The organism is Aureispira anguillae (assembly GCF_026000115.1).
In the GTDB taxonomy this organism is placed as follows: domain Bacteria; phylum Bacteroidota; class Bacteroidia; order Chitinophagales; family Saprospiraceae; genus Aureispira; species Aureispira anguillae.
Window position 1 is genome coordinate 7,334,090 of record NZ_AP026867.1, and the last position, 16,875, is coordinate 7,350,964.

The 16,875-nt window shown below is 37.4% G+C and carries 8 protein-coding genes; 7 read left to right on the plus strand and 1 reads right to left on the minus strand.

The window, feature by feature from the left end; all coding sequences use genetic code 11:
• The 6 genes from AsAng_RS28430 to AsAng_RS28455 all read left to right on the plus strand — a co-directional run bounded on the left by AsAng_RS28430 (position 1) and on the right by AsAng_RS28455 (position 15,660).
• Positions 1-930: a PorP/SprF family type IX secretion system membrane protein gene (locus AsAng_RS28430; protein WP_264790544.1), complete on the plus strand. Its 930-nt coding sequence runs from the start codon at positions 1-3 to the stop codon at positions 928-930.
• Between the two features lie 225 nt (positions 931-1,155).
• Entirely contained in the window at positions 1,156-3,819 is a 2,664-nt protein-coding gene (locus tag AsAng_RS28435) for an OmpA family protein (RefSeq protein WP_264790545.1), read from the plus strand.
• A 479-nt stretch (positions 3,820-4,298) separates the two neighbouring features.
• Positions 4,299-8,846 carry a phage tail protein gene (locus AsAng_RS28440; RefSeq protein WP_264790546.1) on the plus strand — a complete coding sequence of 1,516 codons (4,548 nt, stop codon included), beginning with the start codon at positions 4,299-4,301 and terminating at the stop codon, positions 8,844-8,846.
• Positions 8,847-8,861: 15 nt separating this feature from the next.
• The gene (locus tag AsAng_RS28445) at positions 8,862-9,785 is read left to right on the plus strand and encodes a WD40 repeat domain-containing protein (protein WP_264790547.1); all 924 of its coding nucleotides are present in this window, start codon (positions 8,862-8,864) and stop codon (positions 9,783-9,785) included.
• 106 nt (positions 9,786-9,891) lie between these two features.
• Positions 9,892-10,407, plus strand: a complete 516-nt coding sequence (locus tag AsAng_RS28450; protein WP_264790548.1) for a YqiA/YcfP family alpha/beta fold hydrolase — start codon at positions 9,892-9,894, stop codon at positions 10,405-10,407.
• Between the two features lie 369 nt (positions 10,408-10,776).
• Positions 10,777-15,660, plus strand: coding sequence for a LamG-like jellyroll fold domain-containing protein (locus tag AsAng_RS28455; RefSeq protein WP_264790549.1), 4,884 nt, complete (start codon positions 10,777-10,779; stop codon positions 15,658-15,660).
• A 68-nt stretch (positions 15,661-15,728) separates the two neighbouring features.
• Here AsAng_RS28455 and AsAng_RS28460 read toward each other — a convergent pair whose 3' ends face one another.
• Positions 15,729-16,370: a TetR/AcrR family transcriptional regulator gene (locus AsAng_RS28460; RefSeq protein WP_264790550.1), complete on the minus strand. Its 642-nt coding sequence runs from the start codon at positions 16,368-16,370 to the stop codon at positions 15,729-15,731.
• Positions 16,371-16,446: 76 nt separating this feature from the next.
• Between AsAng_RS28460 and AsAng_RS28465 the strand changes: the two genes are divergently transcribed.
• Entirely contained in the window at positions 16,447-16,866 is a 420-nt protein-coding gene (locus AsAng_RS28465) for a DUF3995 domain-containing protein (protein WP_264790551.1), read from the plus strand.
• Positions 16,867-16,875: the final 9 nt, after the last annotated feature.

The window sequence follows — 16,875 nt, forward strand, 5'->3', positions numbered from 1 at the left end:
ATGCTTAGATTGATTTTAGTAATTGCTTTCGTTTGGGCTGGAACAACTGCGATATGGGCACAACAAGATGCTCAATACACTCAATTTATGTTCAATAAGCTCTATTTTAATCCAGCTTATGCTGGAAGCAAAAAAGGTTTGTGTATTGCTGCTATTTATCGCAATCAGTGGATAGGAATTGATGGTGCGCCACAAACTGCTACTTTAAATATTCATGCTCCTGTTTGGAAAAGGCGAATGGGCTTAGGGCTCTCGGTTTCTAACGATCGAATAGGATTAACAGATCGCTGGAATTTTGACTTGAGTTACGCCTATCGTATACGATTTAAAGATGAATCGTTTTTGAGCATTGGTTTGCGAGGAAATATTTCTTACCTAACCATTCGTTGGGACAATGCTAAGTTAACACAAGTGGTTGACCAATCTGTTCCTGCTGCTGTTTCTAGCAAGGTGCTGCCCAATTTTGGAGCAGGGTTGTATTATCAAGCAAGGAACTGGTATGTTGGCTTTTCAATGCCTCGATTGTTTAGAAATAGGATTGATTTTAATAATAATGCCAATTCGTCTATTGAGCCAGAGTTACACCAACATTATTTTTTGATGGGAGGCGCTTCGTTTAAAATTGCCAAAAATGTTCGAATTCAACCCAATGTAATGCTCAAATATGTTCCTGAGACCCCTTTTGATGCAGACATTAATTTGAGTTTTGTCTTTTTTGAAAAAGTATTAGTAGGAGTAACCTATCGAGTAGGAGATTCTATAGATGGTTTAATCCAGTGGAAAATTGTTCCTCAATTTACCGTTTCTGCTGCCTATGATTTTACATTAACTCCATTACAGCAATACAATGCTGGGAGTATTGAGGTGATGTTAGAGTATTGTTTTTGTTGCCTCAAAGGGAAGCGTTTGCACAATCCTCGTTTCTTCTAAATTTATTGAAAAAAATGGAGTACAGGACTTAAATAAAGTAACGGTTTAGTCTAGCTATTTTTTAAGATCTTAGATCGTTGCACATTTAGCTAAAGAACCCGATACTAGCTTAGTAGAGGCTAATGGCTAAAAGCGAGTGGGGGGAGCATCTAAGCTCTAACTTAGATTAAGTTGGGCTTTAAAACAGCCCTTATTTTGTCCTGTATTAAAGAAAAAAGAAAAATCATGAAATATATTGTACTTATTTTTTCCTTGGTTTATTGTTGGCAATCTGTCTTGGGACAAAAGGGCAATACAGGAAAAGCAGAACGTTATTATAATGAGCTGGGCTATGCTCAATACATTAAACTCAAGGGAGGGGGCGACTGGTCCAAATACGATCGAGCAACCCTCACTAAATTAGGAACGAGCTATCGAAAAGTAGGAGATTTTAAGAATGCTGAAAAGGTGTATCGTAGTTTGATTGAACAAGAAGATGATACGCCCCTGAACCATCTTTATTATGCCCAAGCGCTGCAAGCTAATGGATATTATTTTAAAGCAGGAGAAGCCTATAAAATCTGCCATGAACGGATGAAAGCCAATAAGGAAACGGCTGCTGCTCAACGAGCATTAGCGGGGTATCAAGCCTGTAACCAAATTTCAGTATTTAAGGCAAAGGGAAAGGTGAGTATTCGAAATGTAAAAGAATTGAATACGCCAAACTTGGATTTTAGCCCTATGTACTATAAGGATGGTTTGGTCTTTGTCTCTACCAGAAAGATGGCGAGTTTGGAAAAAGTAGACCAGTGGTTGAATGAAAATTGTATGGATTTGTATTATGCGCCTTTGGTTGGAGAACAATTTGAAACCCCTAAATCTTTTTCCGATCAGCTCAATACACGATTGCACGAAGGACCTGTTTCTTTTTCAGACGATGCACAAAAAGTGTTTTTTACTAGAAATAATTACCAAAATGGTAAACGAGGAAAAAGTAAGGATCGAATCACCAAGCTAAAAATCTATTCTGCAAAATTAAAAAAAGGTCTGTGGAAAGAAGTTACAGAATTGCCTTTTAACGATGATGATATTGATGTTTGTCACCCTGCCTTGTCGGCGGATGAGCGAGTAATGGTTTTTGCCAGCAGCGAAGGTGAAAATAGCCAAGGTGGTATGGATCTATACGCTAGTTATTGGGTAGGTAATAATTGGACTACTCCTGTCAATTTAGGACCTAAGATCAACACAGCAGGCGATGAAGTTTTTCCTTATATTCATCCTGATGGAATGCTGTATTTTTCTTCTACAGGGCATGGCGGTTTAGGCGGCTTAGATTTATTTATGGCCATGTCTACGGGAGATGATGAAAAAAAGACTTGGGTTTTTCCGTTAAATCTTGGAATGCCTTTTAACTCCAAACACGATGACTTTGGCTTTATTTTAAACAAGGAAGGATCAGAAGGCTATTTAACAAGCAACCGATTAGGTGGGCAAGGAAAAGACGATATTTATCATTTTGAATTGGAGAAGGGGGGAGCAAGTGCCGTTAAACCCAAACCTTTAATGCCTCTTGAAATCTGTGTTTATGATAAGGCTGATCATGCTAGAATAGAAGGCGCTACGGTTAGTATTAGAAAGGCAAACGCAGCTAATTTATCCAAGGAAGCACGAGAAAGAATAGGAATTACAGATGGGAAGAACATTATTTTGAGCTTAACCCCTGTTCGAGAGGGAGCCAATGAATATACGATACAGCTTAATTCTCCCAACACTGAATCGTTAGGAATACTTCAGGAACCAGAACAAATTTATACCACCAATGACGAAGGGACTTTTCTGTATAGCTTATATGCTAGCGAAGAGTATGTTTTTGAGGTTAAAAAAGATGGATATATTGTTGTTCAAGAATATTTTCTAATGCCTCCCGATGGAGAATTAGAAGAATTTTGTATTGGTATTCTTAAGCGGTCGGATGCGATTGCTAATTCATTAAAAGGGAACAATTGGACGACTCCCAAAACAGACGATAGTGCGAATGGTACTGCTGGAAATCTTCCTAGTGCTACAACAGATAAGAACAACAACAGTCCTACTTATAATTTAGATCCAAGTTTGTTAGTAGGACCTGATGGAAAACCGCTGCCTGCCAATCAACCTTATGTAGCTGGTGTGGTACTGAATAAGGAATATAACCGCCCATTACTTAGAACTAAAGTTACTTTATTAGATCGTTGTACAGGGGAAGAATCCGTTGTATTGGTAAACAAGACTGGTACTTTTGCTTTTCCTTTGGAATGTGGTTGTGATTATGTACTTAAAGCACGAAAAGATAATTTTATAGGGGATAACAAAGTTTTATCTTTGGTGAAGGTGGAGGATTGTAAGCCCATTACAACAGAATTGCTAATGACCCCAGGTTTTGACAAATTGGGAGCTCCTATTGTTATTGCGGGGCAGACGATTACAGAAAGCTTAAAAGAGGGAGATATTATCCAAATGCGGGATATTTTTTATGATTTTGATAAATATGATATTCGAGACGATGCTTCTCCTGATTTGGATCGTTTGGCTGGCTTGATGCAACAATTTAAGAGTATGAAAATTGAATTGTCTTCGCATACAGACAGTAGGGGAACCAAGGAATATAATGAAGCATTATCTTCCAGTCGAGCAAAATCTGCTAAAGAATACTTAGTTCGTAAAGGAATTGAGGAGGATCGCATTAAGACGATTGGATATGGGGAAAAACGTCCTCAAAATAATTGTAAGGATGGAGTGGATTGTAGTGAATTTGAACACCAACGCAATCGCCGAACAGAGGTACTGATTACAGATTTTGATCAGGCAGAATACATCAAAGTTTATTATGAGGATAATAAGCCAGTAAAAGTAGATCCTAAGCGAAATTAGTAAGTGTATATAATTGTTGTAGTTGAATGTTGTTAAAGAATTGAATTTTAGTTTTTTATATAAAATAAATTATTACTTTTAAGGTGATTATAAAGAGTAATACTCCGTTAATTAGCTAGTGCGCTAGCGCTTATGAGCTCCCTGAGGTCGGTTCGTTACACTCGTGAGATAGTTTTTTGCTTTATAGCTTTAGCTACAAGCATGCCCAGTTAGTACGCTAACGGGCTTTACCTTTACCTGCGGTGCTAGGTTAGCTAGTGCGTTAGTGCTTATGAGCTCCCTGAGGTCGGTTCGTTATCACTCGTGAGCTCACAGGGCTCGGTTCGCTTTGCTCATGTATTCGATTGATTATTACATGAGCTAGTAAAGCTAGGTTATCAAATAACTAACATTTAGAGTAGTTGGGTTGTATCGTTTTTGATAATTAATTGAATACGATTTTTTAACGGAGCAATGAAAGAGATAACCCCATTATAATTATGTCCTTAGAAGAAGAATACACTAACTTAGAACAAGAATCTGTTGTTGAGCATTTTAACACCGAACAAAATACAAATTCTGATGATGGAATAGAATTTAATCCTAATGGCAGTAATTTGCCCAATAGCGAACCTCCTCCAATGACAAATGAGCGGGGGGAAGCGGTTTGGATTAATACAACAACAATTCGTATAGGCACCGATTATCACCGCCCCAAATCCAAAGTTGAGTTGACTGCTTTGGTTGAGGAAAAGCAAATTAAGCAACAACAGGCGGATTTATTTATGGTACAATATGAAGCGGTTTATGGGCAGTTGCCACAAGAAAGAAGCCTAGAAGATCAATCGATAAAAGAGGAAGAGAACGCAGCAATTGACCTAAAGACCGTTTTACCTGAGCTATCAGCTCCAAGGGAAGAAGAAAATGTATTGGATAAACCAATTGACTTGCAGGCTATAGCAGGGGAGAATCAGCCAATTGGTCAACCTGTTTCCAGCCAAGGAATGGACAAGGGGATGCCACAGCCAACGGCGACAACAACAACAAAGACTGATGCACCTCCTCCAATCAATTTGGATAAAATTCGGGAAGCTAGCGAGAGCGAACCTTCCAACCCAACAACAGAAGTGGTCAAAACAACCTTGCCAAGCCCCGAATCAGATCCAGCTTTTCAAATACTTACTCAGAACGTTTCAAAAGAGGGCGATAGAGAACAACGGCACAACAGCGCAATTCATGAAGTGACAGCGGCAGAAGATGCAGCAGAAGAACCACAAAATAAGAAACAAAGTTTAGCAGAAGTAAATCAGATTGCTAAAATAGAGGCACAAGAAACGCCTGCTTTTAATACGACTTCTTTTGTAAGTGCTTTGATGCAACGAGTAGAGGCAATTATGCCCGAAACGGAGGAAGACGCAGATAAATTTAAAGAGAGTGGCAAAATCAAGGAAGTGAAGGAAGCGGTAAAAGGAACGGTGGCAGAAGAACAAACGAAGTCAATTGGTCCAATTGAACAAACGACTAAAGAGCAACCTGACCAATCTGGAATTTCATCTAAAAATGTTAAGCCATTACCCCAAGCGCCAATCGGAAAAGAACCCAAAGATATAAGGGCAGATTTAGGAATGCCCAAGCCTGTAGGACAAGAAAAGGTAGAACAACCCCTCAAAGAAAATGCTCAAGAATTAGAGGATAAATTTACCACTAATCAAATAACAGAGGAACAACTCAGTAAATCCAATGAACCTACTTTTACCATGGCATTGGAGACCAAAAAAACGGCTCAGAAAGATAGTAAGGATGCTTCTGTTCGGTTGAGAACAGAGGAGCAAAAAAACTTGTCGGACACTCGGCAAAGTGCTCGTGACAAAGGAACAGCAGAGATGGGAGGAATGCACCAAGATCGAGCGAATAGATTGACCAATGTAGAGGAAAAACAAAAAACGACAAGTCAAAATTATAGCGCAGAAGAAAAAGCCGTAGCAGATAAAATTGGAAAGATTTACAAAAGCACTGAAGCGGATGTAGAGGCTATTTTGAATGGTTTAGATAGTAAGGTTCAGCAACTCTTTGATCGAGGCGCTTCAATTGCTCAGCAACGTTTTGAAAACCATGTGGCGAATGAAATGGCGATTTATAAAGAAGAGCGTTACGATGGAATATCGGGAACATTGACTTGGGTGGGAGATGCCTTTACGGGCTTGCCTGATGAGGTAAATAAATTTTTTGTAGAAGGGCGCAATCTTTATGTTGACCATATGGAAGTGGTTATTGAAGAAATTGCCGAATATGTAGCACAAGAACTAAATGCTGCTAAACAACGAGTACAAAGCGGTCGCCAAGCGGTAAACGATTATGTACGTTCCTTGCCTGATAATCTTCGAAAGGTAGGGAAAAAAGCAGCTGCCGACATTAACGAGGAATTTGATGCCTTGAACAGTCAAGTGGATGCTAAGCAAAGTAAGTTGATTGATACCTTAGCAGAAAAATACAAAGAAAATATTGAGCAAGTTGATACGCATATAAAAGCAATGAAAGCGGCGAATCGGGGATTAATTGATATAGCCTTGGATTCGGTGACTGGGGTGATTGAAACAATTTTGGAGATTAAAGCTGCACTGACCAATATTTTATCGGCTGCGATTGATGCGATTACAGCAATACTCTTAGACCCAATTGGGTTTTTAGGGAATTTGATTGATGGGGTTTCTACAGGAATTGCTAACTTTATGACGAAAATCGAAGACTACTTAACAACTGGTTTTGTAGAGTGGTTGACGGGGGCTATGTCTGGTGCTGGAATAGAAATGCCAGAAAATATTTTTAGCTTAGAAGGTATTTTTAGTTTGACAACGCAGGCTTTGGGCTTGACTTGGGATTTTATTCGAGCCAGAGCGGTGAATATTTTGGGAGAAAGACCTGTTAAGGCCATCGAAGATGGCTTTGAAATTTTCCAAATTATCCGTACCGATGGGATTGCTGGTGCTTGGGAATACATCAAGGAGGAATTCAGTGATTTAAAAGAAACAATTATTGGTTCCATTACCGAAATGTTGATTTCAGAGGTGGTACAATCAGGAATTAAATTCTTGTTGAGTATGCTAACGCCTGCTGGTGCCTTTGTAAAGGCGGCGATGATGATTGTGGATGTGGCAGAATTTTTTATCCGACAAGGCAGCCAAATTATGGAATTGGTGAAAGCCTTTACCGAATCGATTAGTGCTTTAGCTGCTGGGGCGGTTGGCAAAGTTGCGCAACTGATTGAGCGTGCCTTGGGAATTTCTGTTCCTTTGTTGATTGGCTTCTTTACTTCACTTTTAAACTTGGGCGACCTTGCTGAAAAGGTTCAAAAAATCTTTAAAAAGATAACCAGTAGAATTACCAAGGCAGTGGATGGCTTTATTGAAAAAGCGTCGATGTGGTTTAAGGATAAAAAGGGACGCAGAAAAGCGAAAAAGGATCAGAAGAAAGAGGAAAATGCTAAAAAGAAGAAAAAAGAAGGGGAGGATAAGCGTACCGATCAGCAAAAGCAAGCTGACCTCAATAAGGGGATGAAGCGTGGAGCGGCAATTGTAAATAATGAAGAATTGACCCAACAGCAAATCAAGGTAGAGCTCAATAAGTTAGAATTAAAATACCGTTTGGATGATTTGGGAGCGGATTTGTTGCAAGAAACAGAAGATTGGCACTTGTTTATGTTGGAGGCTCGTTTGGATGGTAAGAAAAGAAGTGAGCAAATTAAACGCAAACCAACTAAGGCAGAAAATGAAGAACAGGTTAGTGCGGAAGATCGTAAAAAACATGAAAAAATAGCTGCTGTAGTGGAGCAAAAACTAAAGGCGATAGCAGGTTCAGATGATGTAGCTTCTTTTGAAGAATTGTATACAGCCCTCAAAACAGAAGCCAAGCAATTGGTTAAAACCTATCAACCCCAGCTGAGAAAGGGAATTAAGATTAGCATTGATTTGATTAATGCTGTGGAGAAGGATAAGAAGGATGGGGATGTGGATATTTTAGTTCATATATATCCAAATGAGTATAAAAAGAATATTAATGTAACTAAAAAGTTCTCAGTTCATGAAGATAGAATAGAGCAAGCACAACATAAAGATAAATTCCATAAAATATTTACACCTCAAGATTGGAAAGATGAATTTTATCCAAATGACACTAGAACGCCAAGTCAAATTAGACAGATTAGAGAAACTCTAAAATGGGGTATAGATAATGGTAAAATTACAAAAATCAAGGTAGGGAAATATATTTTGACGAGAATGACAAATGAACAAATCATTCAAATATCTGTAAAACAAATTCAAAATCATGGAAGGTCTCATAGTGAACTTACAGGAGCGAATCCGTTCAATTGGGTAAATATAAAAAAGTTTAACATAACAATAGAAAGGCTGCCTAATATTTCCGAATTGTATTCTCAAGAATTATGTGAGGAAATTTTAGCAGAGTTACTAAATAAGAAAGATATCGTAGAAAGTGAGGAAGTTGACAAATACAGATTTGCCAAGATTCCAGCAAAAAGAATATTGCCTTCTTCTTGGGGAGCTGATGATATTCGTAAGAAGTACTATTTAAATGATACAGGATATTATTCTCTTGAAAAAAAAATGGCTAAAGATGGTCTAACTAAGATTAAAGAAGTTATTAGTTTACTAAAGAATAGTGAGGAGGATAAACAGATAGAAGGACAAGAAAAATGGGATAATCTATATGATGAAGGAGTTCTAGTAGATGATGAATTTGATCCTAAAAAAGAAAAAGACTATTTAGCTAGAAATTCTTATCACATTGACCACAGTCCACCTATTGCAAAGCATTGGTGTAAAGGTGGTAATAATATGCCATGGAATGAAAGAAAAGCAATTGCTACAGGAGATTTAGGGTTTATTCATAAGAATAATAACTGGTCTAAAGGAGGGGAAGGATATAATTTTAGACCTAACTATTGGTGGGTAGGCGCTAAGTTCACAGGTCCTGGAACTAGTAAGGGGATGGAATGGGCAGATCTGCAAACAAAATTTGAAGGAATGTAATTTAAAGTTAGATTAATGGAATTTTTTAATTTTAAACAAAAAAAGATAGAGGGGGAAGGTGTTGCCTTAGACTTTTCTAGGGATGGTCATTTACTAGCATTAGGAATAACCCCTAATCCATTGCAATTTCAAGGGCATATAGTTTTATTAAATTCTAGTACTTTGTCAGAAGTACAAAGGTTTGAAATACAAGACAAAAGGCTGGTGTCTTTGAAATTTAGTTTAGATAGAGATCTATTATATGTCTTACTTCAAGATAATAAATATGACTATCATCTATGCTCAATTTTATTGAGCACTGGCGAAATTAAAAAAATGGCAAGTTATGGAGGAACAGAGTTGTGTAAATCATTAGATATAACTGATAATGGAAATTATTTAGCAGTAGTAGGAGTTTCAGTTGAAATTTGGGATTTGAGATTCAATTATATAGTTAAGGCTTATAGTAGTGACGATATTGAGTCTAGCTTGCAGGCACAATTTTTTAGTAATAGATTGATAGGTATTGGAGGTCTAGAATTGAATGAAATTATTGTATATGATTTTTTAACAGGTGCTCAAGAACAGCGTTTTCTAAAACCTTACACACAATCTCGACAAATACTTGTGTCCAATGATAAAACAATGGTATTAGTTTCAGGAATTGGTATAGGGGGAACGTTTGTTTATGATTTGAAAACAGAGAAAAGAGTATTAGAAAAAAAGTTTAATAAAGATACTCTAAATTCTCATTTTTTATTTGCAATCAATGATTCTCAAATAGTAAGAATTGGTTCAAGGGGGTTCAGTAGCATAACAACCCAAGATGAAATATATATGAGAGGTAAAAGATATGAACCTTCATATATTATCTGTTCAGCTGCATCTCATTCTACTCCTTGTTTTTCCTTTATTCAAGAAAACTATACACTTAATTTAGTTTGGTTTCAAAATGATTAACACTTTTTATGATTTAGAGTTGGTATAGAAAATCACACTAGTTAAGAAAAGAAATTAAGATTTGCCATTGACTTGGTGAAAATATCTTGCTACAAATGAATTTAAAATGGCTGTAATAATATTCTCTCATGGTAAAGAAAGTACTCCCAATAGTACAAAAATTGCCTATTTATCCCAAATTGCTCAAGGATTCAATTTTAAAACGATTTCAATTGATTATACACATTGTGTAGCTGTAAATGAAAGAGTTCGTCTATTAAGAGATATTGTCCGTAATTATGAATCTGAGCCAATCATTTTAGTTGGCTCTAGTATGGGAGGCTATGTATCTACAGTCATAGCTTGTGAGCGATCGGTTAACGGTCTATTCTTAATGGCTCCTGCATTTTACTTAGCTAATTATGACCAGCAAGAATTCTTTCCTAAGAACCCAAATATAGAAATCGTACATGGCTGGCAGGATGAGGTTGTGCCTTATCAAAATTCTATAAAATTTGGAAATTTAACCTTGGCTAAATTGCACTTGATAGATGATAATCATAGACTCAGTAATTCATATGATTTTTTAAGTCAGATTTTTAAGAACTTTTTAAGGAAAATAGCCGATGAGCATAACGTTTAGTTCTAATAATATTTTTTTGAGTCGTCCCCAAATAAATTGACAGAAATAAAAAGGCATCCCTGTAGCGACAAGGATGCTTTTTTGTTTGAAAGGGCATTGAACTCGAAATAAATAAATAGAATAATCGTTTAATATTTGAATGTTATACCAAAGACTCGAAAAGTAGGAAGCGTAAAAAATGCTAATTTAAATTAATTAAAATATAATGTGAAATACTTTATTTTTAGTAGAAAAGGATTTAAAATTGTAGTTTTATAAAGAATGCCTCCCCCATAATTTAGGACGATACACTAGACTAAATACCTATATTAGAACGTTGTATAGACTTCTAAGATACCACTCAAATTACACAAAACAAATTACACAGACATGAACAAATTATTTCACACCACACTAATTTTATTAAGTTGGATCGGTTTATTTTCCCATTATTCGAATGCTCAAACCATAGATTGGGCAGGAAGTATTGCTGCTTCTAACCATAATATAGAACCTTATGCAATCGCTCAAGATGCCAATCAGGATATTTATGTAGTTGGGCGTTTTAGAGAAACGGCTGATTTTAATATGGGAGCAGGAACGGCTAACCTGACCTCAACAGGCAACTATGATGCTTTTATCGCTAAATATGACCTAAATGGCAATTACATCTGGGCATTTAATCTTGGAACGACTGGAACAGGAAAAGACACAAGGGCTTATGATATAACGGTAGATGCTTTAGGAAATGTTATTGTCGTAGGAGAGTTTAAAGGGGCAGGGGTTAATTTTGCGCCTTTAGGGGGAGTTGCAACGAGTTTAACGAGTAGTACAGCAGGAAGTGACCCTGATGGTTTTGCAGCAAAATACAATAGTGCTGGGCAATGTATTTGGGCGATGCAATTTGGTGCAGGAACCCTAAATAATGAAATTTATGGTGTAGCAACAGATCCTTCTAATAACATTTATATAGCAGGGCGATTAGATGATAATGACGCTACCAATGCTACTGCCATCAATGTAAATCCTCTAGGAGCGGCTCATTCAATGAATACGAATGGAGCAGATATCGTTTTAATCAAATACAATGCAAATGGATTGCATCTTTGGGATGCTAGCATAGGGAGTTCAGGGAATTTGGAATATGCTTATGGGGTAGAAGTTAGCGGTGCTAATTTGTACCTCACAGGAGAGTTTCAAGGAACCGCTGAATTTAACCCATTGGGAACTTCTATTCAAAGAACCTCCTTGGGGAGTTACGATGGTTTTGTTGCTCAATACGATGCCGCAACAGGGGTATGCAATTGGGCAAATCGATTTGGAGGAACAGGAAGTGATGAAGCAAGGAAGGCTACCGTAGATGCCGCAGGAGCTGTTTATCTTACAGGTTTGTTTTACAATACCGTAGATTTTGATCCAAGTGGGGGAACCTATAACATTAGTTCTAGTGGCAGTAGTGATATTTTTGTTGCCAAATACACTTCTTCAGGCACTCATGCTTGGGCTTTTCCTATAGGGGGAGCTAGTTTGGACTATGGTTACGATATTGACATAGATGGAACCAACCTCTATGTAACAGGCAAATTTAGAGGAACAGCGGATTTTGATCCAAGTGCAAATACGGCAAATCTTACAAGCGCAGGGAGCGCAACAATGGACGAAGCATTCATAGGAAAATATACCAATAATGGTGTTTATGTGAATGCTTTTTCAATTGAAGGGGCAGGGCATGATCGAGGTTATGGAATTGTTGTAAATAATGGCTCGATTCATCTAACAGGGTATTTTGAAGGTATGAATGTAGATTTTGATCCTATAGGGACTGCAACCTTAAATTCTGCTAGTGGTACGACTTATAATGATGGTTTTATTGCCATCTATTCCGATGTTGTACCAACACCAGAGGTGGCTATCATAGAGTGGTTAGCGAATCCTACAGGGATAGAATCCGAAGAGGAATGGGTCGAAATTTACAATTATGGTAGTGCACCAATTAATCTAAAAGATTGGAAACTGAAGGATGAAGATACGGATAATGCTACCATTTCTGCTGTTGATTTATTTCTTTCGGCAGGAGAGTCGCTTATTTTGGCTAGGAATAAGGCTAAATTTGAAGAACACTGGCTAAAAGGTTGCGCAAATGATAAAGTTGTTCAAGTAAGCATGGATTTGGAAAATGATGCAGATGAGTTGATCTTGGAAGATAATAATGGAACAATAATTTGGTCGATTGCTTATGATGATGATGAGACGGAGGGGCGAGCTACTTATTATACAGAGCTAACTTATGCCAATACAAACTATGGTTCTAAGGCTATTCCTGGAGTTAATAGAACAGGGAATGATGTAACGGGATCTTTGGGCTATCAACGAAATAATACGACAGTTGATGTCAACGCCTTTGCAAATGATATAGGAGATATAGGAAGTCCTATTTATAATAACTTGATGGATTATAATCGTGGAAATACAGTCATTGTAGATGGAGTAGACGATTATATTGACTTGGGGGCGCAAATTGCTCTAGAAAACCAATCCGAGTTTACCTTTGAGGCATGGGTCAAACCACTTACAATTGATGCCAATACTGAACGAATATTTTCTAAACGACTCAATAATACCAATCGGATTGAAATTTCATTAGGAAGTGGAGGTACAGAGGCCACCAATCAATATCTAAAAATTAGTATTTGCAATGGGACTAGTGAGTCGGCTAATGCTTCTAACTTATCTGTTCCTGTTGGAGAATGGACACATATTGCGGTTGTTTTTAATGGAGCAGCTACGGCTGGTAATCGCTTGAAATTTTATGCCAATGGAATTGCTCAAACACTTAGCTCTGACCCTGTTGCCACAACTACTCCCTCAGGGACTGGAAATGCACATTTAGGGAAGCGTTCTGACAATGCCAATAAACCCTCTAATGTGGAACTGGATGAAGTTCGCTTGTGGAATAGCGCTCGCAGCGAACAATTGGTTAGAGAAAATATGCATTTGACCTTAACGGGTTGTGAAACGGGGTTGGTTGCTTATTATCAATTGAATGAAACAACAGGCACAGTGGCAAATGATGTATTGGCAAACAACAATGCTACCTTGATGAATGGAGCAAGCCGAAATAGCTCACCAATTAATGTTGGCAATTCTGCGGCTTCTATAAGTCAAACTATAACGGGCATTGCTACTACAGGAGTACACAACTTTGCCACCGCTCATTTAGAGATTAATTTTACTTCTAAAACAGGAACAGAAGATATTACGGTTACTTATGAAGGTTTTTCTCCGAATACCAATAGGGGAACCAATGGGGTCGCTGTTTATGATAACCCAACTTGGACAGTCAATAGTTCTACGACTACAGGGGCTTATATTGGAGATTTAACCTTTACTTTTCCTACGGGGACTTTTTCAAGTACGAACCCGCTTCAATATCGTTTGTATCATCGAGCCATGCATGCCAGTGACGATTGGAAGGAAATAGCAAATGCTGTGCTGGTGACAGGGAATACGATTACATTTCCCAATATTGAAGTTTGGGGACAGTTTATGGTTGTTCAGCAAAGCATAGATGGCATTAGTCCTGTACGAGGAAATATGTATACATTTGATGGAATTGATGATTATATTGATGTTACAACTACTGCATCAGGTTTGCCACAAGGCAATAGTGCTAGAACAATAGAAGCATGGATTAAGACAACTGTTCCAACAACAGGTAATTATAACAATATCTTGAGTTGGGGGCGTAGAGCGGCTAATTTGAGAAATAGCATTGGAATTCGAAATGGAAGTTTTTCTTTTGTAGGAGAAGGGAATGATTTGGAAGGTACAATTGTAATTAATGATAACCAATGGCATCATGTTGCTTGTGTTTTTGATGGGGTTACCCTGTCTTTGTATGTGGATGGAGTTTTGGATATTGCTACTTCAAAAACCCTAAATACAACCGATCAAAATTTGGTGATTGGCACTATCGCATTGCCCGCTAGTGGAGAATTTTGGTTGGGTAGTTTGGACGAAATACGAATATGGAATGCTGCTCGAACGCAAACAGAAATTCGAGAGAATATGCACCTTACATTAAATGGAGGGGAAGCCAATTTGCTTACTTATTATCAATTTAATAATGACGATCCTGTTGGAACTGTAAATGGGGTGAAGGATGCTTTGGGGAGCAGCAACGGTCGTGCAATAAATATGACTCCTGCTGCTTACGTAGCTTCAGAGATTGCTGTAGCAGGTGGACTTGCACAAACGCTGACGATTCCTGCAACGGGACCATTTTTAGCGAATTATTCAAAAGTAGGCTTAAGTATTAACTTTGGTGCTACAGCAGCTAATGGTGATGTGGTTGTTACTCGCTTAGAAACAGAACAGCCTCATGGTGGATCTTCTATAACAGGACAGGTAGACAATGAATATTTTGTGGTTCGAAATTATGGGGGGAACACAACCTTTACAGTCCTAAATAGCTTATCGTTATTAGACATAGGTTATATTAGTCCTGCCGAGGCAGCACAACCAGAGAGTGCTTCACCTTTAAAATTGTATAAACGTCCCTCCAACGCTTATGGTGCAACTTGGGGAACGGCTCTTGCCAATGCTAATTCTGCCAATAGTGGTCATAATGGAACGCTTGTATTTGACAATTCTGCTGCTATTACAAGCTTTAGCCAACTTGTTTTTGTTAATTCAAATGTAGACTTGCCAGTTGAACTCATTCAATTTGAAGCAGAACGAAAAAATGCAGATGAAGTTATTTTGAATTGGAAAACAGCTTCCGAAACCAATAATCAAGGGTTTCAGGTTGAACGAATGTTAGCCCATGAAACTACTTTTAAAGAAATCGGTTGGGTAAATGGTCAAGGAAACTCTATTCAGACCAATTTCTATCAATTTTTAGATGAAAATAGTACGCTAGAAACCAGCTATTATCGACTCAAACAACTAGATTTTGATGGAACATTTAATTATTCTCAAATAAGAGCGGTTAATGGACAATCTAATGGGAAATACATCGATTGGAAACTATATCCTAATCCCGTAATCAATACGTTGAATGTATCCTTTAAGCAGTTGCCTCAACCAACCAACTCAATTGTTATACAGGTATTATCAACAGATGGGAAGTGTTTGTATCAAAGTCAAGAAGAAGTACAGTCCAATCAAACACTAAAGATTGATGCTGTCAAAAAATTACCTGCTGGAACTTATATGTTTTCAATAACGATGGGAGATGATGAATTGCTATTGCAAAAGTTTATTAAGCAATAGAGGATAGCACAACGTACCAATTTGTTCAATCATTATGCTTTGGATTGGACAAATTGGTACTTCCCATTTTAAATCAATTGATTCAAGGTATGAAACTCTAGTTTTCCTTTAGAGGTTAGATAGGGATATATATTTTGGAAAACAACCTTACTGTATTCTCTTACCAATTCTATGCTGAGTGCCTGTGTTACGATAATAGAAGAAAGCCAAAAATTACCTAAAATATTGGAGCGCAAGAGTAGGTTATTGTATTCTCCTTCAAATTCTTCTGAACGCATCAAACCTTCTTTTATCCATAGCTGGAACATGCCCTTAAATTGCTGCTCTCGCAACTGACTCAATTGTTGATAATGCTTATGTATCACTTCATTTTCTCGCATAATTTGTACAAAATCTAGCATAAAAAAACGATACGCATAAAATTGTTCCATCATTTCTTTTGATGTCAAAAAAGCAGTTTTTAGGCTTGGAGGAGCAGTTGCCATTTTTGCTACCACTTCATCCATTAGAGCCACCAATTGATAGTATAAAGCTTCTAAAATCGCTTCTCTTTTTTTAAAATGATAACAAAGGTTTCCTTGGCTGATTCCCATTTCTTTGGCAATTGATCTTAGAGTAACTTGAGACAAGCCCAATTCATTAAAAAGCCTTAAAGCAGTACTTAAGATGCGAGATTTGGTTTTTTTGCTAGGATTAACGGATGATTTCATAAATTATTTTTAGTAGACTTGACCTAATTGTTATTTTTTAGTATATTTGACCTAAAGTTAAAAAAATAATAGAATTATGATTGTATTTAGTGTACTGAACCTTATCATTTTTATGCTAATTGCATTACTTCATATTTATTGGGCATTGGGAGGCACTTGGGGAATTATGCAAGCGATTCCTCAACAAAACCCAGGAGAACCTGCTTTTAAGCCAGGTCCTATAGCAACTTTATTGGTAGCGATAGGTTTGCTAGGTTTTGCCTTTGTTCATGTCCTTGCCTTAGGAATAGGACCTTTGATCGCTCCAAAACTTGTAAAAATAGCATTGGCAATTATTGCAGGAATTTTCTTGTTGAGAGCGATAGGGGATTATAAATATGTTGGATTATTCAAAAAGGTAAAGACAGGTAGTTTTGCAAAGAACGACAGCAAATATTATACACCACTTTGTCTACTGATTGTTCTAAATGCACTCATAACCTATAGCATGGTTTGAACCGTTCAT

Coding starts and splice junctions, on each gene's coding strand:
- AsAng_RS28430 (WP_264790544.1), top strand. CDS start 1: ATGCTTAGATTGATTTTAGTAATTGCTTTCGTTTGGGCTGGAACAACT.
- AsAng_RS28455 (WP_264790549.1), top strand. CDS start 10,777: ATGAACAAATTATTTCACACCACACTAATTTTATTAAGTTGGATCGGT.
- AsAng_RS28460 (WP_264790550.1), bottom strand. CDS start 16,370: ATGAAATCATCCGTTAATCCTAGCAAAAAAACCAAATCTCGCATCTTA.
- AsAng_RS28465 (WP_264790551.1), top strand. CDS start 16,447: ATGATTGTATTTAGTGTACTGAACCTTATCATTTTTATGCTAATTGCA.
- AsAng_RS28450 (WP_264790548.1), top strand. CDS start 9,892: ATGGCTGTAATAATATTCTCTCATGGTAAAGAAAGTACTCCCAATAGT.
- AsAng_RS28440 (WP_264790546.1), top strand. CDS start 4,299: ATGTCCTTAGAAGAAGAATACACTAACTTAGAACAAGAATCTGTTGTT.
- AsAng_RS28445 (WP_264790547.1), top strand. CDS start 8,862: ATGGAATTTTTTAATTTTAAACAAAAAAAGATAGAGGGGGAAGGTGTT.
- AsAng_RS28435 (WP_264790545.1), top strand. CDS start 1,156: ATGAAATATATTGTACTTATTTTTTCCTTGGTTTATTGTTGGCAATCT.